The organism is Bacillus sp. FSL W7-1034 (assembly GCF_038593365.1).
GTDB classification, from domain to species: domain Bacteria; phylum Bacillota; class Bacilli; order Bacillales; family Bacillaceae; genus Bacillus; species Bacillus altitudinis.
Genome location: NZ_CP151989.1, coordinates 3732922 through 3758253 on the forward strand (window position 1 = coordinate 3732922; position 25332 = coordinate 3758253).

Genomic DNA, 25332 nt, shown 5'->3' on the forward strand with positions numbered 1-25332 from the left:
ATGCGCATCTTGACAAAGGGCTAAACATTTTAGCCCTTTGTTCTTCTTTTCAGCAGAGCTTGAAAACTTGAAGGAGAGAATACACATGAACGGAACGTTTCTATATGACGAATTGAACGGGCGGCAGCTTGATATTTACCTTCCACCGGACACCTCTATTGATGTTCCAGCTGTCTTTGTACAAGATGGCTCTTCTTTGTTTAGAACCCACCTGCTAGAGATCGAAAGCATGATTGAAGCCAAAACCATCTCGCCAATCATCATCGTCGGTATACACCCATTCAATCGACTTGACGAATATACACCATGGAAAGCATCATCACTGCGTTCTGGATTCCCTGACTTTAAAGGTGAGGCACAGACATATGTGTCATTTCTAGCAAATGACTTGCTTCCATATATCAAAAGAGAATACCCAGTCAAACAGACCGGTCATGAACATAGTCACATAGGTGCTTCATTAGGTGGGCTATTTGCAATTTATACTTTATTGATGTACCCTGCTCTTTTTAAAAACATCGCATCTATCTCTGGATCATTTTGGTATCAAGATTTTCTACCGTTTGCTAAACAACAAAGCATTCAGTCTGTGGACCACCTTGTCTATTTGTCTGTAGGCAGTGAAGAAGGGAAAGGCAAAACATCTGTCCAACAGCACATGCCTTTATTCAACAAACAACTCCATGATCTTTTATTACAGAAAGGGATGCAGGAACGAAAGCTTCACTTTCACATTGAACAAGGAGAGGGCCACCATATGAAACAATTTCAAAAAAATTTCTTATCAGCCATCAAGTGGTTTTATAAAAGAAAACCTTAATTTTTTATCAGCAAGTCACAAAGTCGATATGGTATATTGGAACGTATAGATTGAAAGAGGAGGGATTTGCGCATGAGACCTTTACAAATCTCAGCCGATACTGCACAAAAGCTTGCTGCATCACTCAATGTACCGTTAGAGCAAATCATGCATATGCCGCAGCACATCTTATTAGCTAAATTAGCGGAGCTTGAACAGAAGAAAGATCGTTCTTAAAGAAATAAAGGAGTTTACATTCATGGAACAACAACTAGAAAAATCAACATTTCATCCTCGCAGTACAGGGCAAACCATTTTGCTGATTGCTGGGATTTTACTCATTGCCTTTAACCTGAGGCCAGCCATTACGTCTGTTGGTCCTGTGATCGGTGCCATTCGTTCTGATTTACAGCTTTCAAATGGACTGGCTGGTTTCCTCACGACATTACCACTGCTCTCATTCGCATTGCTATCTCCCATTGCACCTAAAATCGGAAAACGTCTTGGGAATGAACGAACACTTTGGCTTGGGCTTGCTGTCCTGCTCTTTGGGATTGTCATTCGTTCATTGGGCAGCATCAACTTTTTAATGATGGGAACAGCGCTAGTCGGCGTCGGGATTGCGATTTGTAATGTGCTTTTACCTGGACTTGTGAAACATAAATTCCCTGCACATGCTGGATTAATGACAAGCGTGTATACGACATCGATGTCCGTTTTTGCTGCACTTGCATCTGGTGTCAGCGTTCCGCTCAGTCATGCAATGCCTGGCGGCTGGAATACATCATTCCTTGTCTGGGCCGGACTTGCCCTTCTTGCGATGATGGTGTGGGCGCCGCAGCTTCTTCATCAGAACACAGCGGCTGTCAAAAGCATTTCACTCAAAGAACAGCCAATATGGCGTTCACGTGTCGCATGGCAGGTGACCTTTTTTATGGGCTTGCAATCATTCCTTTTCTACAGCAGTATCGCATGGTTTCCTGATATTTTGACATCACATGGCATGAACCTAGCGACAGCGGGATGGATGCTGTCCATTATGCAGTTCACTGGTCTGCCATCCACCTTCTTAACGCCCGTTTTTGCAGAAAAATTAAAAACACAAAGACCGCTTGTTGTCGGCCTTGTCCTTGTGTATTTACTCGGCATGATTGGTCTCCTTCTCGGAGGGTCGACGCCTATTCTTGTCATCTCTGTGCTATTAATCGGCGTCGGACAAGGGGCCAGTATCAGTCTTGCCCTCACATTTATTGGATTAAGAACAACCAATATGGAACAAGCAGCTGCCCTTTCTGGAATGGCGCAGTCACTCGGTTATTTATTAGCCGCTGTTGGTCCATTCATGATCGGTATCCTTTTTGATGTGACACATACATGGACGCCATCTATTATCATCTTTATCATCGTTCTATTTTTCATGTTTTTATCCGGTATGCGTGCTGGACGAAGCATCTATATTTCAGATCCATCATAAAAAAAGAACCCGTCTCACGAGGAGACGGGTTCTTTTCTGTTTTATGCTTGTTCTGTGACGTGAACCTTTAATGTTGCTTGTACTTCTGGGTGAAGCTTCACCGGTACATTTGTGTATCCTAACGCACGAATGGCATCATTCAACTCGATTTTACGCTTATCGAGTTTGATTTGATGTTCTTTTTGCAATTTATCAGCGATCTGTTTGCTGGTAATTGAACCAAATAGACGACCGCCTTCACCTGATTTAGCAGTGAGTTCCACTGTCAGCGCCTCAAGTGTTTCTTTTAATTGTTTCGCTTGCTCAAGCTCTTGGATGGCATTCTTTTTCTCTTTGTTTTTCTGCCCTTCCAATGCACTTAGGTTCGTTGGAGTTGCTTCAACAGCTAACCCTTGTTTGATGAGAAAGTTGTGAGCGTATCCGTCAGCTACATTTTTGACTTCGCCTTTTTTCCCTTTGCCTTTTACGTCTTTTAGAAAGATGACTTTCATCTTTGAACCCCTCCTTCGAAATATTCGTCTATGGCAGCTTTTAACTTCTCTACCGCTTCTTCAATGGTTATACCATAAATCTGGGTCGCAGCGTTAGTCAAATGACCGCCGCCATCTAATGCTTCCATAATAATTTGAACGTTGATATCCCCTAACGATCTTGCACTAATACAGACCGTATCGTCATCTCGCCTTGCGACAGCAAATGATGCTTCAACCTCACTCATCGACAAGAGAGAATCAGCCGTCTGTGCGATCGTAATTTGATCATAATACTCAGATCTGTCAGACGGCAAGGAAGCAATCGCTACCTGATTTTGATACAGCTCTGTATGCTGAATGAGCTTTGCCCGTTTGATGTAATGATCGACTGTCTCTTTCAAAAACTTTTGCACAAGGACAGGATCTGCCCCTTTTGCACGAAGGTAGGATGCTGCATCGAACGTTCTTGACCCCGTTCTGAGGGAGAAACTCTTCGTATCCACGATAATCCCAGCAAGAAGTGCTGTGGCTTCAATCATGTTAATCCGCAATTTCTTCGGCTGATACTCTAACAGCTCTGTCACAAGTTCTGCTGTAGATGAAGCATACGGCTCCATATAGACAAGTAAAGGATCACGGATAAATTCCTCACCACGTCTATGGTGGTCAATGACAACGACGTTTTCGATCTTATTTAGCAGTCGTTCTTCCATTACAAGGGACGGTTTATGTGTATCTACGACCACAAGCAATGTGTCATCCTTTGCAAGCTCCATCGCTTCCTCAGGCGTGATAAAACGGGACCAAAGTTCTTCATAATTCTTAATTTCACTAATTAAGCGTTGAACGCTATCCCCAATCTGGTTGGCATCAATGACGATGTAACCTTCTTTTCCATTCGCCTGAGCAACCTTTAAAATCCCGATCGAGGCACCGATAGAGTCCATGTCGGGGAACTTATGCCCCATGATCATGACATTACCGCTTTCAGATACAATTTCTTTTAAAGCATGTGAAATGACCCGTGCGCGTACTCGTGTCCGTTTTTCCATTGGATTGGTTTTTCCACCGTAGAATTTCACTTTCCCATTCGGCTGTTTAATCGCTACCTGATCCCCGCCTCGTCCGAGGGCAAGGTCAAGACTCGACTGCGCAAGTGCGCCAAGTTCTTTTAAAGAAGGAACAGACGCACCGATTCCAATACTAAGGGTAAGTGTGGCGCTATGTGCCCCTGTTTTCTCACGAACCTCATCTAAAATGGAAAACTTCGACGCTTCAAGCTCTGCTAAGATGCTCTCGTTTAATACAGCCATAAATCGTTCAGATGAAATTCTTTTTAAGAAAATGCCGTATTCTTGTGCCCAATTGTTTAACAGCGATGTGACTTCACTATTAATCGCGCTGCGCACCTGATCATCGAGACCTTGTGTGACATCATCATAATTGTCTAAAAAGATATAAGATAACACCGTTCGTTCATTTTCATACTGTCTTTCAATCTGCACTTGTTCCGTGACATCAAAGAAATATAAAAGGCGCTCTGACCGTTTAATAATGACTTTGAATTTCCGGTCATTCAGCGTCACATTTTCTGTCTCAACCTCTTGTTTAATAAGAGGCACAATGGATTCAAATGTATCATACAAGGATCTGCCGACAAGTGTGCTTTCATGGAAGCACGAAGCGAGAAATGGATTGGTCCATTCGATATAATACTGGTCATTAAACAGCATAATACCAATTGGCATCTCCATTAATGCTTCTTCTCCAACCTTTTTGACTCGATAGGATAATGTTGAAATATATGAATCAATCTCTTTTTGCACCTGCGTATCTGCCCACTTTAAAAAGTAGAGCACACCCGCAAGGACTAAAAGACCAACCGCTCCTATGATCCAATTAAAATAAAGGTTGAGGAGGACTGTGATCACCGCAAGAACAATTAACGCGAAGATCGGATACTTGATGACAGGTTTTCGATAGAAGCTTGGCACTGATATCAACTCCTCAACATTCAGAGTGAATTATTTGTTTTTACTTTTTCTCTTAAATCAAAGCCTATGTCAGCAATCCCTATAATACGCACAATCACACCGATTGGCGGAAAGAGAATCGTCAATACGACGGCAAAAATGGGTACCACTTTTGAGATGTTTTTTTCGTGGCAATAATAGAAGATAAAAGAAAAGCCCTGAATAAGCACCAGTATAAATAAAATTTGAAAAGCACTCGTTTGCACGAGCGATAAAAAGCTGCCTTTCTCCGGCTGAATCAGCATCAAAAGCAGTGTGAGTAAATAATACCATACCATGCTTTTTGGCAACCGCATATCCTTAAATTTCTTAAGAGCTGGCATGTCTGGAACAAACCGTTTGATCAACGGCCGCACAAACCAATGATTGACGAAAGACATGAGCGTGACAAAAATCAAAAGCGCTACAGGTAAAGAATTTAATGCCGTATCCTGCATCTCTCTAAACTGCTTGAGTTGTTTTGCTATGTCCTGATCAGTAGCGCCAGATTGTTTTAAGGTACTCTCTACCATCGGCATGATTTGGTCAATTGATTCCTTTGCGACACCCAGTATATCTACTTGAAACAGCTGGACACTGACAACAAAGTAAATGAGAAAACTGAATAAGTAGATCAGCGCACCCGTAATAATAGCCTGACCTGGCTGCCTCCTTCTGTAGAAAACACCCATACCTACTCCAACAGCAATCAGCATTGGCGCACTTAACAGCCCATTAATAGACCCAATTAAAAAGCTGATCACTATGCCAATAGCGCCAGCCGCAATTCCTTTTTTCAAGCCATGCCTGATTGTATAGAGAATGATCGGAATCGGAGCAGCCATGAAGAAAATAATGGCTAAAAGTGGCACATACAAATAAAACAGCGTCATGACCGCAAAAATACTGATCATGATAGCGCCTTCTACTAACGCTTTTGTTTGTTTCACACCTTCACCTCAATCCAATCATTTTTCTATATCTTGCTCAATGTGTACTTCTATGTATACGTACGATGTACGCTCCGTCATATCTTGACCCAACCTTTATTTTACCATAGCCGTAAATCGCAAGTAAAATGCAGGCTATTCCAAGAGCGTTTCACGTGGAACAACTTAGATCGTCTTGTACATGCAACTTTTCAGACAGCATGTTACAATTTTTTAGATTATTCTTAGCTATAAACCCTGAATTCAAGGTCAAAAGCTGTTAGAATAGAAACATCATCAATAAAAGTAAGAAGGAGAATTCACATGGGAAAAACACTCGTATTCGGACACAAAAACCCTGACACAGACACGATTTGCTCTGCTATCGCTTACGCTGATCTGAAAAACAAAATTGGCGTTCAAGCAGAAGCTGTCAGACTTGGAGAAATCAATGGAGAAACACAATACGCATTAGATTTCTTTAAACAAGAAGCACCTCGTTTCATTGAAACGGCTGCAAACGAAACAAAACAAGTCATTCTTGTCGATCATAACGAATTCCAACAAAGTGTAAGCGATATTGATCAAGTACAAGTGACAGAGGTCATTGACCATCACCGTATTGCCAACTTTGAAACAAGTGAACCTCTTTACTATCGTGCTGAGCCAGTTGGCTGCACAGCAACGATCTTAAACAAAATGTACAAAGAGCACCAAGTCACAATTGAAAAAGAAATCGCTGGTTTGCTTTTGTCTGCGATCATTTCTGATTCCTTGCTATTCAAATCCCCAACATGCACACAGCAGGATGTTGATGCTGCGCATGAACTGGCAAAAATCGCAGGAGTAGACCCTAAAGTATATGGTTTAGATATGCTGAAAGCAGGAGCTGACCTAAGCCAAAAAACAGTTCAAGAATTAATCACACTGGATGCAAAAGAATTTGCACTAGGAAACAGCAAAGTCGAAATTGCACAAGTTAATACAGTTGATATCGCTGAAGTAACAGCAAGACAAGCTGACATCGAAGCAAAAATCAATGAAGTCATCGCAGCGAAAGGTCTTGATCTATTTGTTTTAGTGATCACAGACATTCTAGAAAATGACTCTCTTGCGCTTGCCCTTGGTGCTGAAGCAGCAAAAGTAGAAAAAGCATTTAATGTCACACTTGAAAACAACACTGCTTTACTAAAAGGTGTTGTATCAAGAAAGAAACAAGTCGTGCCTGCACTAACAGACGCACTTTCTTCATAAACATAAAAAGACTGCTGACATCTTCAGCAGTCTTTTTTCTTCTTTTAATGAATGTACATATCGCTGACAAGAATATCCTTTAGCACGCTTGTTGGAATCGTGAATTCAACTACACCCATGTAACCAGGCGCCACATCATATTCGTTGAAGGAAATCACCAGTTTGCCTTTTGAATTGATATAGAAGATTTGATCTGGCTGAATCTTCTTAAACGGATCAACCGTATCTTGCTTCGTCATCCAGTAAATCTTATTTGAATCCTCTTTCATCTGTTTCTTCATTTGTTCTTTAATATTTTCACTAATCACATCAATATAACGGTCATCTTTAAACAGACTTGGTAATGTAATGAGTACATGGTTTTTCTTATCCACCGTATCATATGTCATTTCCTCTGCCGCAGAAGCCTGAGTCGTCACCTTGTATCGACCTAGTGAAAGAATTTGATCATTGTTTGTTCTTACCTCATATCCGCTCTCTACACTCAAATGACCATTTTTATAACCCTTTGTTTCCTTTTCAAAATCTTGATACAGCTTTTTGTTTTCAGCTAAATATTTTTGATTCAGGCTGTCTTGTAATTTTCCGTTCCCAAGCCCTGAAACATGTGGTGTTTTGAGATCAATATTTGTTCCCTGATCGCTCTTTTTAAATTCTGTGAACGTCACGACTTTCACAAGCTCTCCAATGACGGGTACTTCTGAAATCGCTCTTGCTGCCTGCGGACTAACATTTACAGTGGTGACAAATAAAGCAGCTGCAGCAACAAGTCCGATCGTCCATTTCTGAAAATGAGGTTGCTTGTTTTTTCGTTTTAATGTCCGTTCAACCATAGCATCGTATTCCGGGGGAATAGGGATTTCTAGATATTCCTCTTTTAACTGTTCCAAATGCTTATCCATTTATATTTCCTCCTGCGATAATTCTACTTTTAAAAGCCGCAACGCCTTATATAATCTTGTTTTAATGGTGTTTTCATTTTCTCCAAGAATATGAGCAATGTCCTCTAGCTTTAAATCCTCAAAGAATCTTAATATAATGATGACCCGATACATCTCCGGCAAATCTTCTATCGCTCGTCTGACATCTTGATCCTCATAGACATCCGATTCACCCTGTGATAAAAATTCCAGCGTGTCATCGTCCGTCACTTGCACACGCTTCTTCTTTCGTAAAAAGTCGAGGGCAGCGTTTACGACGATTTTATAAAACCAGCTATGCATCTTGGTCGCATCCTCTAATCGGTGAACAGATTTGAGTGCTTTATGAATCGCCTCTTGAACGACATCCATCGCATCTTCTGGGTTTTTGACATAGCTATAGGACAATCGATAAAAACTGTGTTTATGCTCCATTACGTAATCCGCAAATTGATCATCAATCTTTCGTTTCTTCATTTTACAAAGAGCTCCTTTATCTTAAATGCGCATCTGTTATTTCTTACATTGGATAGACGCGCACCTGTTAAAAATAGTTTGCGCTCCATTATTTTTTTAACATGTCATCCCATTTACGTTTCTATACAAAAAGAGCGAACCTGACGGGTTCACTCTTTTAAAGCCTTTATTTTTTGATAAACAAATGGTTTAAGTGGTGAAAGCGGATGAATGATGGACACTCCTGTTTCCTGCTCCACCTGCTTTGCAGCGTGAACCATCGAGAGCTGCATCACACATATATCTCCATGCTGCTTCACAGATCGCCTTAACTGTTCCATAATTCGCTCATAGTAGGCTTGTATATCACCGTTCAAGCAAAGATGAAAGACATCCTCTAGCACAACCACTTCTGCCTTTAACTGCTTTCCCTGCTCTTTTACATATGAAGACAGTCGCTTCATCGTTCCTTCTACTGTATCTGGGTTTGAAAACACCAGCTGAAGCGGACCCTCTCGCTCACAAATCTGCTCAAATAACGGCTCATCTATCGGAACAATTGGTTGTTTGAACAGGTGCTGCTGCTCCCCCAAAGCCGCAATGTATTGTGTACACGTTAATAAAACAAGATCAGCCTCTCCTTCTTGCATGAGTCTGTTGATAGCATAGGTTTGCTGCTGTTCAAGATCAAATGCGGGATCTTGTTTGGCTCGTTCCATAAAGGATGAATCGACGATGTGATGCAGATCAAATCCTGTGTCATAGAAAGCGTCGTCAATGTAAGAAATATTAGATGGATGTGCGTGAAGGCAGTGCAATCGAATCATTAGGTCCGCTCCTCATAAAAGTTTTCACTCATTATATCAATCCTTGTATGAAATAGGGAACAACATGACCATATTGTTAAGGAGATATTGAAGGAGGGATTCTACCTTGAAAGAAGATCAACAGCCTACATCATCTTCAGAGTCAGAAGAAACCTTGACGAATCGCCAAGGTCACCCGGTAACAGATAATCAAAACATGAGAACCGTTGGGAATAGAGGGCCGACTACGCTTGAAAACTACGATTTCCTAGAGAAAATCAGTCATTTTGATCGTGAACGCATCCCTGAACGTGTCGTTCACGCACGAGGTGCCGGCGCACACGGATACTTTGAAGCCTACGGTACATTCGGTGACGAACCCATTTCCACTTATACAAGAGCCAAATTATTTCAGGAGAAAGGAAAAAAGACCCCTGTCTTCGTTCGATTCTCTTCTGTTATTCACGGCGGACATTCACCAGAAACTTTACGCGATCCGCGGGGATTTGCGATCAAATTTTATACAGAAGACGGCAACTGGGATCTCGTTGGGAACAACCTCAAAATTTTCTTTATTCGAGATGCTTTGAAATTCCCTGATTTGGTTCATGCCTTTAAGCCTGACCCTGTCACCAATCGTCAGGATGGTGAGCGCATTTTTGATTTCGTTTCACAATCACCTGAAGCAACACATATGGTGACATTTCTCTTCTCGCCATGGGGCATTCCTGCCACATACCGGCACATGCAAGGCTCTGGCGTCCATGCCTATAAATGGGTGAATCATGAAGGAAAAGCAGTGTTGGTCAAATATCACTTTGAACCAAAGCAAGGAATTCGCAACCTGACACAAGAACAAGCCCAAGCCATTCAAGGGGAAAACTTTAATCATGCCACACAGGATTTATATGAAGCCATTGAACAAGGGGATCATCCTGAATGGGAAGTATACGCGCAAATCATGGAAGATGACACCCACCCCCATCTAGACTTTGATCCACTCGATCCGACAAAGCTCTGGTACAAGGATGACTATCCATGGAAACCGATCGGACGAATGGTGTTAAACAAAAATCCAGAAAATTATTTTGCAGAAGTGGAACAGGTTGCCTTTGGGACGGGGGTTCTTGTAGACGGATTAGATTTCTCAGATGATAAATTGCTGCAAGGGCGTACCTTCTCTTACTCTGATACGCAGCGATATCGAGTCGGGCCAAATTATTTACAGCTGCCGATCAATGCCCCGAAAAAGCATGTTGCCACCAATCAGCGAGATGGGCAAATGGAATATCATGTGGATCAAGGAAAAGGACAAAACCCCCATGTGAATTATGAACCGTCCATTCTCGGGGGATTAAAAGAAGCGCAGCAAGATGGAAAGGATCATACGCCTTTTGTAGAGGGTGAAGTCAAGCGGGAAGCCATTGACCGCCCGAACAATTTCGGACAAGCCGGAGAAACCTATCGTCGCTTCAATGATTGGGAACGTGAGGAACTGATTAAAAACTTAGTCAACACCTTAGCTACCTGCCAAAAAGACATCCAAGACCAAATGATCGAAAACTTCACAAAAGCTGATCCTGACTACGGAAAACGTGTGGCCGATGGCTTAAAAGCCTTCAAACAAGAGGAGCCAAGCGGTCCCATTGGCTCAACAGGCGCGGCACAGGCTGTCAACGATGCGATCAACAACAGCACACCTTCAGATCCTTATTAATGAAAAAAGAATGCAGCGGAGTGGCTGCATTCTTTTTGTATACATCTATTAAGCGTTTTGACCTTTTTTGATCCATTCTGCTACATTCACTGTACGTTTCGCCTGATGTTTTGCGGCTGCTTCTGCATCCTCTTGGATCTTTCCATTTTGGTCAACAGTCACACTCACACCGTAAGGGTTACCCCCTGCGCCGTATAAGGAATCATCCGTGTATCCAGGAGCGGCAATAATGGCTCCCCAGTGGAACATCGTTGTATAAAGGCTCAGAACAGTTTGCTCCTGTCCGCCATTAGGGTTTTGTGCAGATGTCATCGCACTCACTGCTTTGTTTGCTAGTTTCCCTTGGAACCATAAACCGCCTGTTGTGTCTAAGAATTGCTTCATTTGAGCCGGTAAGTTACCGAAACGTGTCGGCATGCTGAAAATAATGGCATCTGCCCACTCTAAGTCACTTAACTGAACTTCAGGGACATCTTTTGTTTCATCTAAATGTGCTTTCCATGCTGGATTTGATGCAACAACTGCTTCTGGTGCCAATTCAGGAACCTTTAAAATTTTGACTTCAGCACCAGCTTCTTTCGCTCCAGCCTCAGCCCATTTTGCCATCTGATAGTTTGTACCTGTTGAACTATAATAAATAATCGCTAGTTTTACGTTTTCCACTTGTTCCATCTCCTTTTGTTTGGTTTGCCCAAATAGCTTCTGTAAAAATCCCACCTGTATTCCCCACCTTATTTAAATTGACGACGATACCACAATGCCGCAGCATCGACTTCTTCTCTCGTTAGCTGATGTCCACGATTTTCCCAATGAAGCGTTACGGATGCTCCCGCCTCCTGAAGCAGTTGCTCCAGTTCCTGAGATTCCTCAGGACGGCACATTGGGTCATTTTCACCAGCTGCTATAAAGACTTGTTTCCCCGCTAATGAAGGTAATGAAACCCCTCGTCTTGGGACCATTGGATGATGCAGGATCGCTCCTTTCAGCGCATCTCCGTAATGGAATAACAGACTTCCAGCAATGTTCGCCCCGTTTGAATAGCCAATGGCTACCACATTGTGACGATCAAATCCATACTTATCTGCTGCTTCTCCGATAAATGTATATAATTCCTCTGTACGCTCAATTAAATCTTGCTCATCAAAAACACCCTCTGCCAAACGCCTGAAAAAACGCGGCATGCCGTTTTCTGATACATTTCCTCTCACACTAAGAACAGATGCTTCAGGGTCTACCACTTCTGCAAGCGGCAATAAGTCTTGCTCTGTCCCGCCAGTTCCATGCAGCATGAGAAGGACAGGCTTTTGTTCATTCTTTCCTTTTTGAAAAAGATGCTTCATCATGAATCTCCTTTCCCTTTGATTTCTCTTACCTCAATCGGCAGCACGATTTGTTCAATTTGACTACGCTGCGCCTCATATTGCGGTGGCAGTTTCAACGCTTCACCCATCGTTTCCACAGATTCATCGTGTGCAAACCCTGGAGGATCGGTCGCAATCTCAAATAATATGCCGCCAAGCTCTCTAAAATAAATCGCATTGAAATAATTTCGATCTTGCACAGGCGTCACTTGATATCCGCTTTGCGCAATATGGCTTTGCCAATCTAATTGATCCTGATCATCTGTTGCTCTCCACGCAATATGATGTACAACTCCCACGCCCATACGTCCTCGTGCAACAGGTGTCTTGTTCACATCAATGACATTGCCGATTTCTCCAAACGAACGGAATCTCACATAATCTCCTTCTGTGCCGACTTTTTCAAGTCCCATCGTTTGCTCTAGTAGCTGCATCGTTTGCTCAGGCTGTGAAGTTAATAAAACAGCTCCGCCAAACCCTTTAATCGCTACTTCTGGTGTCACCCCATTAAATGTCCAGTCATTCTGTTTTCCTTCTTCACGCTCTACAAGTTCTATCAATAAACCGTGCGGATCTTCAAATGAGAGAAAGGCCTCACCAAAGCGTTCAATCATTTCATAAGAAACGTCAAACTGCTCAAGGCGTTCCTTCCAAAAAGAGAAGGCACCGGTCGGTACGACATATGTTGTCACACCTACTTGACCTGCTCCAATTTGTCCCTTTTGTGCACCTGGCCAAGGGAAAAACGTAATAATGGTACCTGGAGAACCTCCTTCATTTCCAAAATATAAATGGTATGTGCCTGGATCATCAAAATTGACGGTCTTTTTCACGAGACGCAGACCTAAAACACCTGCATAAAAATCAACGTTCTCCTGAGGATGACCAACAATTGCTGTGATATGGTGAATTCCTTCTGTTTTCTTCACTTCTAATGACCTCCTCTTCATGACGTAACATGTCCCTACTCATTATGTCTTGACTGACGCTTTTATATTATCTCGAATTCGAGATATATGACCAAAAAATATATTTATCTCGAATTAAGGATATTCTTTTTTGAAATAGATGTCAATGATTTTTGTTTTTTTCTTTTCAAAAGCAGGCCGCTTTATATATAGCAGACCTGCTTCTCCTTGATTATTGAAGCAATTTTTTCTTTTTTAAATAGGCTTCGGCTACTTGGAATGCATCTTTCCCCTTCACATTGACTTCGTAATTCATTTCTCTCATCTCATCATCTGTGATTTGACCAGCGAGCTTGTTGAGAGAGGCCTCAATCTCAGGATACTCTTTTAATGTCTCCTGTCTTAGCAAGGGCGCTCCTTGATAGGGCGGGAAAACATGCTTGTCATCATCAAGCACCTTCAACTTGTATTGTCTCAATTCACTGTCTGTCGAATACGCATCGACCAACTGAATATTCCCTTTTTGAATGGCTCGATATCGAAGTTTCGGTTCCATCGTGACCACATCGTCAAAAGAAAACTGATAAGCTTTTTGAATGCCTAAATATCCATCCTGACGATCAGAAAACTCTAAAGTAAAGCCAGCACGTATACGATTCTTGATTTGACCAAGATCTGAAATTTTTGATAAATCATATTGATCCGCTAGTGATTGAGGCACGGCTAAAGCATATGTATTGTTATAAGCCATCGGCTGAAGAAGCTGAAGCTGAAAGGATGACGCCAAACCTTGGCGCGCTTGCTCATACACTTTTTCCTTATCCGTGCTTTTCGCTGTTTCTTTCAGAAATTCAGAAATCGCTGTCCCTGTAAATTCAGGATAGATGTCAATATCACCAGACCGCAGTGCTTGAAAAACAAAGGACGTCTTACCAAGACCAGGCTTAAGATTGACTTGGATATCTGTATCCTGCTCAATTAAAAGCTTATACATGGAGATCAAAATTTCAGGCTCTGACCCCAGCTTCCCTCCAATGGTGATCTCTTTCTTTTCTTGTTGAAACAGCAATGGGGCAGCGACAACTGCTCCTGCTATTACAGCAAATACCGTCACAGAGATCACGGTTTTTTTAAAGGAGATTTTCTCAAGTGTCCGCAAGACCACATCAAATAAGAGCGCAAGTAATGCAGCTGGAATAGCACCAATGATGATCAACGACATATCATTTCGATCAATTCCAAGCAGAATCAGACTCCCTAATCCACCTGCCCCAATAAGAGCTGCAAGAGTGGCTGTCCCTACAATGAGGACCATCCCCGTTCGGATACCTGCCATGATCACAGGCATAGCAAGAGGGAGTCCTACTTTTAATAAGCGTTTGCGGTGATTCATTCCCATAGCGAGCGCCGCTTCCCGCAGCGACGGATCGACCTCACGAATGCCTGTATATGTGTTCCTTAAAATAGGAAGAAGAGCATAGACGACAAGAGCGATAATTGCAGGCACTTGACCAATCCCAACGAGAGGAATCAGCAGTCCAAGCAGCGCCAAAGACGGAATTGTCTGCAAGACAGCCGTCACCCCAATGATCCACTCTGCTATCTTAGGGACTCTCGTTAAATAAATCCCTAATGGAATGGCAATCAAAATCGCTAGAAATAACGCAATGAAGGAAATTTGAATATGCTCAAGTAAGGCGTGTCCGAGCTGATCTTTTCGAGCCCATAGCACACTGGTCCATTCATTCATGTGTCTCGCCCCTCTCAGCAGAAGTACCGGCTAAATACTGAATCACCGCTTGACGAGTGATGAGTCCGATCCGTTCCCCATCCTTCTCAACAACAAGCTCTTCATGCTCTGCCAGTCGAGATAGAACCTCTTCCAGCGTCGCATGGATGGAGACCACCTCATCGCCTAACAGATCATCTTGAGGCATGGGCTGAGAAATAGTTGTCAGCTCAAATGCTTGATGGTCTCCATGACGGGCAGCTCCTGAAACAAACTCCCGCACAAATGGATTCACTGGATGCTGAATCAATTCCTCTGGGCGTCCAACCTGCACCACTTTTCCTTCATTCATCACACATATCCGATCCCCAAGCTTCATGGCTTCCTGCATATCATGTGTCACAAAAACGATGGTCTTTTGAATACGGCGCTGTAACTCAAGCAGATCATCTTGTAATTTCTCTCTCGTCAGTGGATCTAACGCACTAAAAGGTTCATCCATTAGGACAATCTCAGGATCAGCAGCAAGTGCCCGTGCTACGCCGACTCGCTGCTGCTGTCCTCCTGAAAGCTCTGCTGGCTTTCGATGTCGATAGGTAGCTGGCTCAAGCCCCACCATGAACATCAACTCATCAACACGCTGATTCGTCTCAGTCCGCTTCCATTGTTTCAGCTCTGGCACTACAGCAATATTCTCTTCTATGGTCATATGAGGGAACAACGCTATTTGCTGAAGCACATAACCAATATCCCAGCGCAGCTCATAAATATCATAATCGCTGATGGTTCGACCCTTTATGTAAATCTCACCTTCTGTAGAAGAGATGAGACGATTGATCATTTTCAAAGTCGTCGTTTTCCCGCTTCCACTAGGTCCAATCAATACAAGGAATTCACCTTTCTGAATCTCCAAATCAACAGATTGAACGGCATAGCGGTCATCAGAAAATTGCATCGATACATTCTTAAATTCAATCATCTTCCCACGCCCTGACTGCAAGTATATTTTAAAATACCAATATGACAGATTAACCTAGTATTTGTATAGAACAAACTGTCACGTTGACTCTCTTTTTACATACTTCCCCTAGTTAGACTGCCAGAAACGACTTTCTCATAAAAGTGAGACAAATAAAAAAAGCGAAGAGCTCAAGGCCCTTCGCTTTTAAGTCAACGACTTACTCACCAGTAACGTATGGAAGTAATGCCATTTGACGTGATTTTTTAATCGCTAATGTCAATTTACGTTGATACTTAGCGCTAGTTCCTGTTACACGACGAGGTAAAATTTTACCACGCTCAGAAACAAACTTTCTAAGAAGATCAACATCTTTGTAATCGATGTGCGTGATTCCGTTAGAAGTAAAGAAACATACTTTACGACGTTTCGCACGACCGCCTCTGCGTCCACCTGCCATTTGTTTTCACACCTTTCCTTTGGTCATTTTTTTCAGATCAATTAGAATGGCAAATCATCATCGGAGATGTCAATCGGTTTACCATCATTCGCAAATGGGTCATCATTGAAGCTATTTCCCTGATTACGATTTTGGTTGTTTTGATTGCCATATGGATTTTGACTTGGTTCATTTCCAAATGGATTCTGATCATTTTGGCTGCCGCCATAATACTGGCCTCCGCTATTGCCACCGCCGCTGTATCCACCTGAACCAGCACCGCCGCTTTTAGGCTCAAGAAATTGAACACTTTCAGCTTGAACTTCTGTCACGAAGACACGCTGTCCTTGCTGGTTTTCATAGTTTCTTGTCTGCAAGCGACCGTCTACACCGGCAAGACTTCCTTTTTTCAAGAAATTAGCCACGTTCTCGGCTTGTCTTCTCCAAGTAACACAGTTAATGAAATCGGCTTCACGCTCTCCAGATTGATTCGTAAACGTACGATTCACAGCTAGAGTAAACGTGGCTACAGCCGCACCATTAGGCGTGTAGCGAAGCTCAGGGTCTTTTGTTAGTCTTCCGACCAATACAACACGGTTTAGCATATTGAAAGACCACCTTTAAATATATATTTCAATGATTTACTCTTCTTCTTTAACAACAATGTGGCGAATGATATCGTCACTGATCTTAGCTAAGCGGTCAAATTCTTGAACTGCTGCAGCGTCAGATTGAACGTTTACGATTTGGTAGAAGCCTTCACGGAAATCGTTGATTTCGTATGCAAGACGACGTTTACCCCAATCCTTTGTTCCAGTGATCTCCGCACCGTTAGAAGTTAACACGTTATTAAAACGGTCGATAACTGCTTTTTTAGCCTCATCGTCAACTGTTGGGCGGATGATGTACATAACTTCGTACTTTCTCATCTGATTGCACCTCCTTTTGGTCTAAGCGGCCCTATACGGGCAAGGAGCAATAAATTATATTACTCACAATTGTATATTATAACAAATTACTTGGCCTATGACAAGAACCTATACGTTAAAACGGAAATGAATGACGTCTCCATCTTTCACTATATATTCTTTACCTTCTAAACGAACTTTTCCTGCTTCTTTTGCAGCAGACATACTTCCGCCAGCTAGTAAATCTTCATAAGCAACCGTTTCAGCACGAATAAATCCACGCTCGAAGTCCGTATGAATGATTCCAGCACATTCTGGTGCCTTCATTCCTTTTTTAAATGTCCAAGCACGTACTTCTTGCTCACCTGCTGTGAAATACGTAGCTAAGCCAAGAAGTGAATAAGACGCTTTGATCAACTGATCTAAACCTGATTCTTTGATGCCTAGCTCTTCAAGGAACATTTGCTTCTCTTCTCCTTCAAGCTCTGCAATTTCAGACTCAATCTTCGCACAAACGACGATGACTTCAGCGTTTTCGCCAGATGCAAACTCACGAATTTGCTGTACATATTCGTTTCCGTCCTGATCTGCTACTTCGTCCTCACTCACATTTGCTACATACAGAATAGGTTTTGACGTGAGTAAATGAAGCTGCTTCACAAGCTTCTGCTGCTCATCTGTAAATTCAACCGATCTTGCAGATTTTCCAGCTTCAAATGCGTCCTTCAGCTTTTCCAAAATATCAAATTCAGCTACAGCTTCCTTATCTTTTTGTTTCGCAAGCTTACTCACACGAGTTAAACGCTTTTCAACCGTTTCTAGATCAGCCAAAATCAATTCTAAATTAATCGTTTCAATATCTGACACTGGGTCAACCTTACCTGACACATGTGTAATGTTATCATCAGCAAAAGCTCTCACCACGTGACAGATCGCATCTACTTGACGAATATGAGAAAGGAATTTATTTCCTAAACCTTCTCCTTTAGATGCACCTTTCACAATACCAGCAATATCAGTGAATTCGAAAGCAGTCGGAACTGTCTTTTTTGGCTGCACTAATTCTGTTAGTTTTTGCAAACGCTCGTCTGGAACTTCTACAATTCCGACGTTTGGATCAATGGTACAGAACGGATAGTTAGCAGACTCCGCTCCAGCCTGTGTAATTGCATTAAATAGCGTTGACTTCCCGACGTTAGGTAAGCCAACAATACCAGCTGTTAAAGCCATTCTTTCATCTCCTCTATATGAAACGTGCTCGTTATACTGCGTAATATGAACCTAGAGCAATTATAAGTAGGTTTACATGAAAAGACAAGCTAACCATCATGCATTTTCAATAGAAGAAACATTACCAAAAAGACTAAATCGGAGCTTTAAAATAAGAAATTGCAACTGTTTCTCTGAACAAAAGACAAATTTCATCAAAAAAGCATGAGGCCTACTTAAGCAGTTGGCTCCTCATGCTTGACGAGAATTTTCTTCATTTTTCGTTCAAAATCTCTTCTTGGGATCATCACGCTGTGCCCACACCCTTCGCATTTAATACGAATATCCATGCCCAAACGAATGACTTTCCACCGATTGGCACCACATGGATGGGGTTTTTTCATTTCAACGACGTCATGTAACCCAAATGCTTTGTCTGCCATCAGCATTCACCTCTCTTGCTCACTTCATTAAATCTATTGTACAAAAAAACGCCGATGGAGAGCAATGCACAAAATAAAGAGCCGCTGTCATGTATCAATCCCGTTCTTTTTTATAGAAAAAACCCTTCTTTTAGATCATTTTATTTGTGACCAATAGTTACTTAAACTCCGCTTTTTTTCAATATTGTCACAAACACTGTAGGTCAAAAGGTTTTTATTGGTAGAACGCTGTGGTTTTTCCATATTTTTTGATTTATGATATCTGCATAAATGTTATGTGAGGGAGCAGGTACGATGGTCAATCGAAAGGATAGATTAACCGACAAAGATTATAAAATCATATCCGATCACGCTGGAAACGCAGAGAATTACCAGCAGAACCATACGATAGAAGTAGGTCAGCATACGCTCACTGTCAACGATTTTCTAAAAATAGATCATCAATTATATGGTTTAACGATGCAGCAGGAACAGTCAGATGAGTTCATTGTCGCGTTTCACTGTCCTCTGCCAAAACAAATGACGGTGACATCGACACAAGATGTTCAAACGGCTACCCAATCATTGTTAAAAACGGATTATGCCTACCCCATTGAAAGAAAATCCTTAGCCGGAAAACAAGATCATGTCTTTTTTAAAGGGAAGGAATACATCGAGGACGTCTGTCAGAAGCACCCGAATGCAACCATCTATCTCACTGGACAAGCGCTTGCCGGTGCTGTTTGTGCTTATATTGCAACAGAACAGCCAGCTGTCAAAAAAGCCATCACATTCGATAGCCCAAATATATGGAGCAGCCTGGCACCTTCCATTCAGCAAAAAGCAGTAGAAGGAAAATACACCCATGTTCTCACAGAATATATTCAACCCAATCATTATGTAGGTTTACTCAATCGCCATGATCATGGAGTTGGACAAGTCAAGTACACCGTACCGCCCCGGGAGCAGGGATCGGTCCAAGAATCCATAAAATATAAACCAAGAGAAATTGACACCTTTTTAAGATCAGCTTTTGCATCAATGAATATAGAATGGAACGAATCATTTGATACAAATGCATTTTTAGCTCTCGTTTCAGGAGAGTTTAAAGTAAATGGGTATTCATTCCATTCAAATGGAACCGCTCGTATTTTAGATGAACAGCTTGATCACAATACAAGTTTTACAGCGATGCTTTTACAAGAAATCCATTCAGGCCGTGCATATGCACAAAGCGGGCTTGAAATTATCATAAAATCCCATTTACTAAAAAATTCATCTTATGATCTACAAAGTATTATTGAACATGAAGTACACACTGTATTTGAGAAAATAGATGGAATTGATGATAGTGTAAAAGATGCCGTCCATCATGTAAAACAAGAACTGAAAGGACTTGTCGGCTTTGGTCACTATGATTTATTAACCCATAGCGATGTAGAAGCACTGTTAGAGGAAGTAAGGATGGAGCAGCCGCAATCATCCTTTTATTCTCATGAAAAACAACTGAATGCCTTGTACACCTTGAGAGACTACGAACAAGAACTTTCCACCCTTTCAAGACATATGTACACAATGGGTGATGACTATGCCAAGGCAGATAGACGCCTTGCGATGCAAATGGGTATTCGTTAAGAAAGGAGCCGCCATATGATCAATCAAAATAAACCTCCTAGTGACGCCCAGCGTTTCTTGCAAAATGTGAGTGCCCGCCGCTCCATGTCTGTATTCGAAAGTCAATCTGCACCACAAACACAATCGCAATCACCTGAAGAAATTGCCGCTATTCAGGCCATGCGCAGAGAAGGACAACGAAAAGATTTAAAGCGATTGCTGAAAATGCGGCTTCACGATGAATTGGCAAACACACGCATGCACTTGGAGTACCAATTGTCCAAAACAGAAGACATGATGAACCAGACAACCATTGTCAAACAGCATGTATCCCAGCATTTAAAGGGACAAGCCATCTCAGAAATAGAGGAACGCATGCAGCGTCTCCAGCACATGCCTGTATATGACGATATCAAGGAAGCGATTGATTCCATTCGGATAAAATAAGCACTTCTCTTTAAAAGAGAGGTGTTTATTTTATTTTATCAGTATAATTTTTAGAACGAAAAAATATCTTTTTACTTAAAATCGGATACAGCATTAAACAGACAAGCAAATAAAGATTGAGCAAGCTGTAAATCGGATACAAGAAAGCAATCAAATCAGCAAATCCAAGAGAGGTTAAAGGTGCCATCAAAAGAAGCATGATGAATACAATGAACCAGCGGGGCATTCGTACAAAAGAGAGCATGCGGCTGGATAAACCAAATAATCCCGCAGCGGTTGTTGTATAAATCGCTAAACAAAGAACAATGGTCATAAACACAAACAATGATGTTGGTGCCCCCTCTAATACTGTAAACAAAGGAATCCCCTCTGCTGAAAGACTCCCAGAAATATCAACTAGTATTTCGTTATACACATAAGAAATGACACCAAAAATCAAACCGCTTAATATACTCGCAACCTTGGCCTCTCCAAGCCCCTTCATTTCTTTCCCCACTGAAGACAGCACCGCCACAACAGATAATATATTCAAAGAAGCAAAGACGATACTGGCAGGCCAATTGTATTGCTGGCCAAAATCAATTCTCCACATATGATCATGATTCATATAATAAAAAACAAACGCATAGATGAGCCCCGCCACCAAAATTGGTATAATGAAAGCATTCACAGATAAGAGCCCTTTCACATCCCAGAAAAAAATCATAAATGAAAATAAACAAAATGCACCGATTCCAACCCAAAATGGCACATGATACATCTCAAGTGTCACCCCGCCACCGGCAATCATGACTGTTGTTGTCGTGAATAGATAAAGAACAATTAAAATATCATACACCTTGGCCAGCCAAGGACCTACAAGACGCTCTAACACCGGCACAAAATGATCGGCACGAACCTCATAACTGATTTTTAACACCACATAGGTAGACAGCATAAACATGAGCGTAAACAGTAGAATGGCTAGTCCGCTATCAAGGCCAAAAAACTGCCAAATTTCTTGACCGGAGGCATATCCCGCTCCTATCAAGCTTCCTAAAATTAAAAGCGTCCACCTTGAACCAGCCTTCCACACAATCATCACCTCATAGGTATAGAATTAAGCTTGTTTCCGTATACTGATACTAACTACTATGACAAGGAAGTGAGACCTATGAATAGCAAGAACGGTCTTTTTTTAAGAAATAGGGTGAAAGAATACGTGTCCCATACGGATACAAATGCCATTCAGCAGCTTAAAAGTATTTTATTCTCGCATCTCCAGAAAGCAGGAAAAAGACCCGTTGCCATCGTCTGCATAGGAACAGACCGCTCAACCGGTGACTCTCTAGGTCCACTTGTAGGAACAAAGCTTTCAAGTCTTGATTTAAAAAAGCTGCATGTATACGGCACTCTCTCTGACCCAGTGCATGCGGTCAATTTAAAGGAAAAGCTCGCTGAAATTGAACAAGCTCATAAACACCCATTTATCGTAGCCGTTGATGCCTGTTTAGGGAGAGTGAAAAGTGTAGGATCGTTTCAAATTGGAGAAGGACCGTTAAAGCCCGGTGCAGGTGTGCAAAAAGATCTACCAGAAGTAGGAAATATTCATATTAATGGAATCGTCAACGTGAGCGGTTTTATGGAATACTTCGTTCTCCAAAACACACGTCTTCATCTTGTAATGTCTATGGCCAATACACTTTCTGAAAGTCTATCCCACATTGATCAAATGGATTGGACGAGAGAAAAAAGCCGTTCTCTCTTTACCCCTATTCAAAATATCACGGGAAGAATATAAAAAAGACCATCTCATATCAAGATGGTCATTCCGATGATTCTCTCGTAGAAAGCAATTCAAGGATTCTTTCTAAATCTTCATTTGAGAGAAATTCAATCTCAATTTTCCCTTTTTTCTTCTGTTTCTTGATCGTCACTGAAGTACCAAAGTAATTTTGTAAGAAAGATTCTCTTTCTTTCAACACGCGATCCTTTGGTGCTTCTTTTTTCTTTGTTTCACGTGGAACATTTTCATTTAATTGCTGAACAAGTTTCTCAACCTGACGGACATTCAATCCTTCGTCCACGACCTTCTTTACCAATGGCGCCAGCTTCTTTTTGTTTTTCAAACTAAGCAGCGTGCGTCCATGTCCCATGGATAATGTTCCATCCGCAATCAGCTTTTGTACGTCATCCGGTAAAGTCAACAGACGGAGATGGTTCGCAATATGCGGTCTGCTTTTCCCTAATCGCTTGGCTAATTCCTCTTGCGTCACACTGAGATGATCCAGCAAGGACGCATAGGCTTCCGCTTCCTCTAGTGGAGATAGATCCTCACGCTGCAGGTTTTCTAAAAGAGCGATCTCCCTCATCAGTGTTTCTGAAAATTCCCTGACGATCGCAGGAATCGTTGTCAAACCAGCTTGTTGTGCTGCACGGAAACGGCGTTCTCCTGCGACAATGTCATATCCTTTAATCGATTTACGAACAATAATCGGCTGTAAAACACCATGCTGCTGAATCGATTCTTTGAGATCAGACAAGGCATCATCATCAAACGTTTTCCTTGGCTGATAAGGGTTCGGCCGTAAATCCTTCAACTTAATTTCTTCGACAGTTTCTTCATTGGAATCCACATTGTTAAATAGCGCATTAATACCCTTTCCAAGACCTTTAGCCATTCGCATCCACTTCCTTTGCTAAGTCTAAATAGACATCTGCACCTCTTGAACGTGGATCATACAAGATAATAGGTTTCCCATGACTAGGCGCTTCACTTAGTCTCACATTTCTCGGAATCACGGTCTGATAGACTTTATCTCTAAAGTATTTTTTTACTTCTTCGATGACTTGAATTCCAAGGTTTGTTCTTGCATCAAGCATTGTCAGTAAGACACCTTCAATGGCAAGGTCGGTATTTAGATGTTTCTGCACAAGACGAACCGTATTCAACAATTGACTCAATCCTTCAAGCGCATAATATTCACACTGAACCGGTATTAAAACAGAATCGGATGCAGTTAACGCATTAATCGTCAGTAATCCAAGTGATGGCGGGCAGTCAATAATCATATAATCATAATTTTGCTTCACAGATTCAAGTGCTCTCTTCAGCCTCACTTCACGTGAGATTGTAGGCACAAGCTCTATTTCAGCCCCTGCAAGCTGTATCGTCGCAGGAATGACATCAAGATTTTCGACCTCTGTCGTCTTAATCACATCAAGTACATCTGCATCGTCTACTAAAATATCGTACACGCACTTCTCTACGTCTGCCTTCTCAATCCCAATACCACTCGTGGCATTTCCCTGCGGATCAATATCAACTAACAACACTCGTTTTCCTATGTATGCTAAACACGCACCCAAATTAACAGAAGTTGTCGTCTTCCCAACGCCGCCCTTCTGGTTGGTAATCGCTATGATTTTCCCCACGATGTCACCCACTTTCAACTTAACAAGTTTCTCATTCATTCATACTTCCTATTCTATCAAAAAAAGTATGAAACGTTTGCTTTTTTTGTTCCCCCATTATAAATTCGTGAATGAATCTGTGTTTCCGTACATGAATAGTTGCATAAAAATGCGTTCTAAAGATATATTGATATATCTTTTCAAAGAAAATAACGAGACAAAAAAACCCCACTTTTCATGAAAAGTGAGGGAGATACAATCAAAAGTTTAATCCGCCAATTTTACGACCTTCGCTCACAATGACTTTAGGTGTCACTGTTTTATAGTTCTTCTTTTTCAAAAACCCATAGGGTGCTTTAATGGTAAATGTGGCATGTCCAACAGCGTCCCCGGTTTTCGCGTAAGCCTGCCATACAATCTTTGAACAATATGTAGGGTCCAAAGATTGAATAGACATAGTGATCGAATATCGAGCCTTCGGATGGTCTTTCACGTAATCGTGCGCCCAATCCCCAGCTAAATCTGCCTTTTCCTGATGATTAATCCGAATCACCTTTGTATTGGCACTATAGCGAAACCAGCTTTGAATGGAATCAATATTGGGATGCTGCCGGAACCCAGGAATGGATGCATAGCTTTTCTCATTAATGACGATGCCTGCATGACCAATTAAACCATTCAAAGCACCAGTGCTCGTCACCAATATATCCCCTTTTTGAGGCATAATATCGGTTCCAGGATACGGTTTACCAAAAAGATGGCGAATGGTATTCGGTCTTTCATCTGTTACCATTTCATCCTGTTTGTTTTGCCTTAAACCATAGTTCTCCAAATCATCATCAGCTGTGATCACATCGATCGCATCGTCCTGAGACGCTTGCTCTTGATTTAATTGTTGAACCGTTACATCTGTCGAAACCACACCTTGTTTCTTCAGAGTACTCAGTTCTTCTTTCGTAATCGTTTCTTCCGCTGAATGGGTATCATGATTCGTTGACGTGCTCACAGCAAACACAGTCGTTTCATTTGAAAAAAGAGAAAAAGAGATTAGTAAATAACAGATAATAGCAAAAATAGTCTTTTTCATTTTCATCGGTTATATGT

Annotated in this window: 28 protein-coding genes; 8 read left to right on the top strand and 20 right to left on the bottom strand. The window is 41.8% G+C overall.

Annotated features, from left to right (window positions below):
- Positions 1–85: 85 nt before the first annotated feature.
- From NST73_RS19160 to NST73_RS19170, 3 genes are all read left to right on the top strand, one after another.
- The gene (locus NST73_RS19160; protein WP_144680322.1) at positions 86–820 is read left to right on the top strand and encodes an alpha/beta hydrolase-fold protein; all 735 of its coding nucleotides are present in this window, start codon (positions 86–88) and stop codon (positions 818–820) included.
- 72 nt (positions 821–892) lie between these two features.
- The gene (locus tag NST73_RS19165; protein ID WP_008347524.1) at positions 893–1036 is read left to right on the top strand and encodes a YycC family protein; all 144 of its coding nucleotides are present in this window, start codon (positions 893–895) and stop codon (positions 1034–1036) included.
- 22 nt (positions 1037–1058) lie between these two features.
- Positions 1059–2273 carry an MFS transporter gene (locus tag NST73_RS19170; protein WP_144680324.1) on the top strand — a complete coding sequence of 405 codons (1215 nt, stop codon included), beginning with the start codon at positions 1059–1061 and terminating at the stop codon, positions 2271–2273.
- 41 nt (positions 2274–2314) lie between these two features.
- Here NST73_RS19170 and rplI read toward each other — a convergent pair whose 3' ends face one another.
- Genes rplI through NST73_RS19185 form a run of 3 tightly spaced genes read right to left on the bottom strand, consistent with a single transcriptional unit; the run spans position 2315 to position 5708 of the window.
- A complete protein-coding gene (gene rplI, locus NST73_RS19175) occupies positions 2315–2764 on the bottom strand; it encodes a 50S ribosomal protein L9 (protein ID WP_007497423.1) in 450 nt (149 codons plus the stop codon).
- Positions 2761–4740: a DHH family phosphoesterase gene (locus NST73_RS19180; RefSeq protein ID WP_017359884.1), complete on the bottom strand. Its 1980-nt coding sequence runs from the start codon at positions 4738–4740 to the stop codon at positions 2761–2763. Before NST73_RS19180 ends, rplI begins: the two co-directional genes overlap by 4 nt.
- A 20-nt stretch (positions 4741–4760) precedes the next feature.
- Positions 4761–5708, bottom strand: a complete 948-nt coding sequence (locus NST73_RS19185) for a YybS family protein (protein ID WP_039169015.1) — start codon at positions 5706–5708, stop codon at positions 4761–4763.
- A gap of 303 nt (positions 5709–6011) precedes the next feature.
- Here NST73_RS19185 and NST73_RS19190 point away from each other — a divergent pair, with 303 nt between their 5' ends.
- Positions 6012–6941 (top strand): manganese-dependent inorganic pyrophosphatase, encoded by a 930-nt coding sequence (locus NST73_RS19190; protein WP_144680326.1) that lies wholly within the window; start codon positions 6012–6014, stop codon positions 6939–6941.
- Between the two features lie 44 nt (positions 6942–6985).
- On the opposite strand, the gene NST73_RS19195 is transcribed toward NST73_RS19190, so the two are convergent.
- The 3 genes from NST73_RS19195 to NST73_RS19205 all read right to left on the bottom strand — a co-directional run bounded on the left by NST73_RS19195 (position 6986) and on the right by NST73_RS19205 (position 9144).
- Positions 6986–7843 carry a DUF3298 and DUF4163 domain-containing protein gene (locus tag NST73_RS19195; RefSeq protein WP_144680328.1) on the bottom strand — a complete coding sequence of 286 codons (858 nt, stop codon included), beginning with the start codon at positions 7841–7843 and terminating at the stop codon, positions 6986–6988.
- Positions 7844–8338, bottom strand: a complete 495-nt coding sequence (locus NST73_RS19200; protein WP_007497431.1) for an RNA polymerase sigma factor — start codon at positions 8336–8338, stop codon at positions 7844–7846.
- A gap of 149 nt (positions 8339–8487) precedes the next feature.
- Positions 8488–9144, bottom strand: a complete 657-nt coding sequence (locus tag NST73_RS19205; protein WP_342499290.1) for a hypothetical protein — start codon at positions 9142–9144, stop codon at positions 8488–8490.
- 106 nt (positions 9145–9250) lie between these two features.
- Here NST73_RS19205 and katX point away from each other — a divergent pair, with 106 nt between their 5' ends.
- Positions 9251–10840: a catalase KatX gene (gene katX, locus NST73_RS19210; protein ID WP_008347541.1), complete on the top strand. Its 1590-nt coding sequence runs from the start codon at positions 9251–9253 to the stop codon at positions 10838–10840.
- Between the two features lie 48 nt (positions 10841–10888).
- Here the strand turns inward: katX and wrbA are convergent, their stop codons facing one another.
- The 10 genes from wrbA to NST73_RS19260 form a co-directional block, all read right to left on the bottom strand.
- Entirely contained in the window at positions 10889–11512 is a 624-nt protein-coding gene (wrbA, locus tag NST73_RS19215; RefSeq protein WP_045034926.1) for an NAD(P)H:quinone oxidoreductase, read from the bottom strand.
- A gap of 59 nt (positions 11513–11571) precedes the next feature.
- Positions 11572–12183, bottom strand: coding sequence for an alpha/beta hydrolase (locus NST73_RS19220; RefSeq protein ID WP_024718443.1), 612 nt, complete (start codon positions 12181–12183; stop codon positions 11572–11574).
- Positions 12180–13151, bottom strand: coding sequence for a ring-cleaving dioxygenase (locus NST73_RS19225; protein WP_172793269.1), 972 nt, complete (start codon positions 13149–13151; stop codon positions 12180–12182). Before NST73_RS19225 ends, NST73_RS19220 begins: the two co-directional genes overlap by 4 nt.
- A 190-nt stretch (positions 13152–13341) precedes the next feature.
- Complete coding sequence (locus NST73_RS19230; protein ID WP_342499291.1) at positions 13342–14859, bottom strand: ABC transporter permease/substrate-binding protein; 1518 nt, start codon at positions 14857–14859, stop codon at positions 13342–13344.
- Positions 14852–15817 carry an ABC transporter ATP-binding protein gene (locus tag NST73_RS19235; protein ID WP_342499292.1) on the bottom strand — a complete coding sequence of 322 codons (966 nt, stop codon included), beginning with the start codon at positions 15815–15817 and terminating at the stop codon, positions 14852–14854. Before NST73_RS19235 ends, NST73_RS19230 begins: the two co-directional genes overlap by 8 nt.
- 199 nt (positions 15818–16016) lie before the next feature.
- Positions 16017–16256, bottom strand: a complete 240-nt coding sequence (gene rpsR / locus NST73_RS19240) for a 30S ribosomal protein S18 (RefSeq protein ID WP_008347556.1) — start codon at positions 16254–16256, stop codon at positions 16017–16019.
- A 41-nt stretch (positions 16257–16297) separates the two neighbouring features.
- Positions 16298–16840, bottom strand: coding sequence for a single-stranded DNA-binding protein SsbA (ssbA, locus tag NST73_RS19245; protein WP_007497456.1), 543 nt, complete (start codon positions 16838–16840; stop codon positions 16298–16300).
- Positions 16841–16876: 36 nt separating this feature from the next.
- Entirely contained in the window at positions 16877–17164 is a 288-nt protein-coding gene (gene rpsF / locus NST73_RS19250) for a 30S ribosomal protein S6 (protein WP_008347557.1), read from the bottom strand.
- A 108-nt stretch (positions 17165–17272) separates the two neighbouring features.
- Positions 17273–18373, bottom strand: coding sequence for a redox-regulated ATPase YchF (gene ychF / locus NST73_RS19255; protein WP_007497458.1), 1101 nt, complete (start codon positions 18371–18373; stop codon positions 17273–17275).
- A gap of 215 nt (positions 18374–18588) precedes the next feature.
- Positions 18589–18795: a DUF951 domain-containing protein gene (locus NST73_RS19260; RefSeq protein ID WP_008347561.1), complete on the bottom strand. Its 207-nt coding sequence runs from the start codon at positions 18793–18795 to the stop codon at positions 18589–18591.
- A 294-nt stretch (positions 18796–19089) separates the two neighbouring features.
- Here NST73_RS19260 and NST73_RS19265 point away from each other — a divergent pair, with 294 nt between their 5' ends.
- Together NST73_RS19265 and NST73_RS19270 are read left to right on the top strand one after the other, a co-directional pair.
- Entirely contained in the window at positions 19090–20409 is a 1320-nt protein-coding gene (locus NST73_RS19265; protein ID WP_039169028.1) for a phage hydrolase, read from the top strand.
- Positions 20410–20424: 15 nt separating this feature from the next.
- Positions 20425–20835 carry a hypothetical protein gene (locus NST73_RS19270; RefSeq protein WP_007497462.1) on the top strand — a complete coding sequence of 137 codons (411 nt, stop codon included), beginning with the start codon at positions 20425–20427 and terminating at the stop codon, positions 20833–20835.
- Positions 20836–20860: 25 nt separating this feature from the next.
- Here NST73_RS19270 and NST73_RS19275 read toward each other — a convergent pair whose 3' ends face one another.
- On the bottom strand, positions 20861–21916 hold the full coding sequence (locus NST73_RS19275) for a hypothetical protein (RefSeq protein ID WP_079919768.1): 1056 nt from the start codon (positions 21914–21916) through the stop codon (positions 20861–20863).
- Between the two features lie 72 nt (positions 21917–21988).
- Here NST73_RS19275 and yyaC point away from each other — a divergent pair, with 72 nt between their 5' ends.
- The gene (yyaC, locus tag NST73_RS19280; RefSeq protein ID WP_135009457.1) at positions 21989–22615 is read left to right on the top strand and encodes a spore protease YyaC; all 627 of its coding nucleotides are present in this window, start codon (positions 21989–21991) and stop codon (positions 22613–22615) included.
- 25 nt (positions 22616–22640) lie between these two features.
- Here yyaC and NST73_RS19285 read toward each other — a convergent pair whose 3' ends face one another.
- From NST73_RS19285 to NST73_RS19295, 3 genes are all read right to left on the bottom strand, one after another.
- Positions 22641–23495: a ParB/RepB/Spo0J family partition protein gene (locus NST73_RS19285; RefSeq protein WP_144680337.1), complete on the bottom strand. Its 855-nt coding sequence runs from the start codon at positions 23493–23495 to the stop codon at positions 22641–22643.
- On the bottom strand, positions 23488–24249 hold the full coding sequence (gene soj / locus NST73_RS19290; protein ID WP_008360890.1) for a sporulation initiation inhibitor protein Soj: 762 nt from the start codon (positions 24247–24249) through the stop codon (positions 23488–23490). Before soj ends, NST73_RS19285 begins: the two co-directional genes overlap by 8 nt.
- A gap of 238 nt (positions 24250–24487) precedes the next feature.
- On the bottom strand, positions 24488–25321 hold the full coding sequence (locus NST73_RS19295; protein WP_041508097.1) for a YiiX/YebB-like N1pC/P60 family cysteine hydrolase: 834 nt from the start codon (positions 25319–25321) through the stop codon (positions 24488–24490).
- Between the last annotated feature and the right edge of the window lie 11 nt (positions 25322–25332).

Excerpts from the sequence above, each read along its gene's own strand:
- NST73_RS19285 (WP_144680337.1), bottom strand. The coding sequence starts at position 23,495 with ATGGCTAAAGGTCTTGGAAAGGGTATTAATGCGCTATTTAACAATGTG.
- NST73_RS19200 (WP_007497431.1), bottom strand. The coding sequence starts at position 8,338 with ATGAAGAAACGAAAGATTGATGATCAATTTGCGGATTACGTAATGGAG.
- NST73_RS19270 (WP_007497462.1), top strand. The coding sequence starts at position 20,425 with ATGATCAATCAAAATAAACCTCCTAGTGACGCCCAGCGTTTCTTGCAA.
- yyaC (WP_135009457.1), top strand. The coding sequence starts at position 21,989 with ATGAATAGCAAGAACGGTCTTTTTTTAAGAAATAGGGTGAAAGAATAC.
- rpsR (WP_008347556.1), bottom strand. The coding sequence starts at position 16,256 with ATGGCAGGTGGACGCAGAGGCGGTCGTGCGAAACGTCGTAAAGTATGT.
- NST73_RS19160 (WP_144680322.1), top strand. The coding sequence starts at position 86 with ATGAACGGAACGTTTCTATATGACGAATTGAACGGGCGGCAGCTTGAT.
- NST73_RS19230 (WP_342499291.1), bottom strand. The coding sequence starts at position 14,859 with ATGAATGAATGGACCAGTGTGCTATGGGCTCGAAAAGATCAGCTCGGA.
- rplI (WP_007497423.1), bottom strand. The coding sequence starts at position 2,764 with ATGAAAGTCATCTTTCTAAAAGACGTAAAAGGCAAAGGGAAAAAAGGC.
- NST73_RS19165 (WP_008347524.1), top strand. The coding sequence starts at position 893 with ATGAGACCTTTACAAATCTCAGCCGATACTGCACAAAAGCTTGCTGCA.
- NST73_RS19220 (WP_024718443.1), bottom strand. The coding sequence starts at position 12,183 with ATGATGAAGCATCTTTTTCAAAAAGGAAAGAATGAACAAAAGCCTGTC.
- rpsF (WP_008347557.1), bottom strand. The coding sequence starts at position 17,164 with ATGAGAAAGTACGAAGTTATGTACATCATCCGCCCAACAGTTGACGAT.
- NST73_RS19195 (WP_144680328.1), bottom strand. The coding sequence starts at position 7,843 with ATGGATAAGCATTTGGAACAGTTAAAAGAGGAATATCTAGAAATCCCT.
- NST73_RS19275 (WP_079919768.1), bottom strand. The coding sequence starts at position 21,916 with ATGATTGTGTGGAAGGCTGGTTCAAGGTGGACGCTTTTAATTTTAGGA.
- NST73_RS19260 (WP_008347561.1), bottom strand. The coding sequence starts at position 18,795 with ATGGCAGACAAAGCATTTGGGTTACATGACGTCGTTGAAATGAAAAAA.
- NST73_RS19225 (WP_172793269.1), bottom strand. The coding sequence starts at position 13,151 with ATGAAGAGGAGGTCATTAGAAGTGAAGAAAACAGAAGGAATTCACCAT.
- NST73_RS19235 (WP_342499292.1), bottom strand. The coding sequence starts at position 15,817 with ATGATTGAATTTAAGAATGTATCGATGCAATTTTCTGATGACCGCTAT.
- NST73_RS19205 (WP_342499290.1), bottom strand. The coding sequence starts at position 9,144 with ATGATTCGATTGCACTGCCTTCACGCACATCCATCTAATATTTCTTAC.
- NST73_RS19295 (WP_041508097.1), bottom strand. The coding sequence starts at position 25,321 with ATGAAAATGAAAAAGACTATTTTTGCTATTATCTGTTATTTACTAATC.
- wrbA (WP_045034926.1), bottom strand. The coding sequence starts at position 11,512 with ATGGAACAAGTGGAAAACGTAAAACTAGCGATTATTTATTATAGTTCA.
- ssbA (WP_007497456.1), bottom strand. The coding sequence starts at position 16,840 with ATGCTAAACCGTGTTGTATTGGTCGGAAGACTAACAAAAGACCCTGAG.
- NST73_RS19265 (WP_039169028.1), top strand. The coding sequence starts at position 19,090 with ATGGTCAATCGAAAGGATAGATTAACCGACAAAGATTATAAAATCATA.
- NST73_RS19190 (WP_144680326.1), top strand. The coding sequence starts at position 6,012 with ATGGGAAAAACACTCGTATTCGGACACAAAAACCCTGACACAGACACG.
- NST73_RS19170 (WP_144680324.1), top strand. The coding sequence starts at position 1,059 with ATGGAACAACAACTAGAAAAATCAACATTTCATCCTCGCAGTACAGGG.
- ychF (WP_007497458.1), bottom strand. The coding sequence starts at position 18,373 with ATGGCTTTAACAGCTGGTATTGTTGGCTTACCTAACGTCGGGAAGTCA.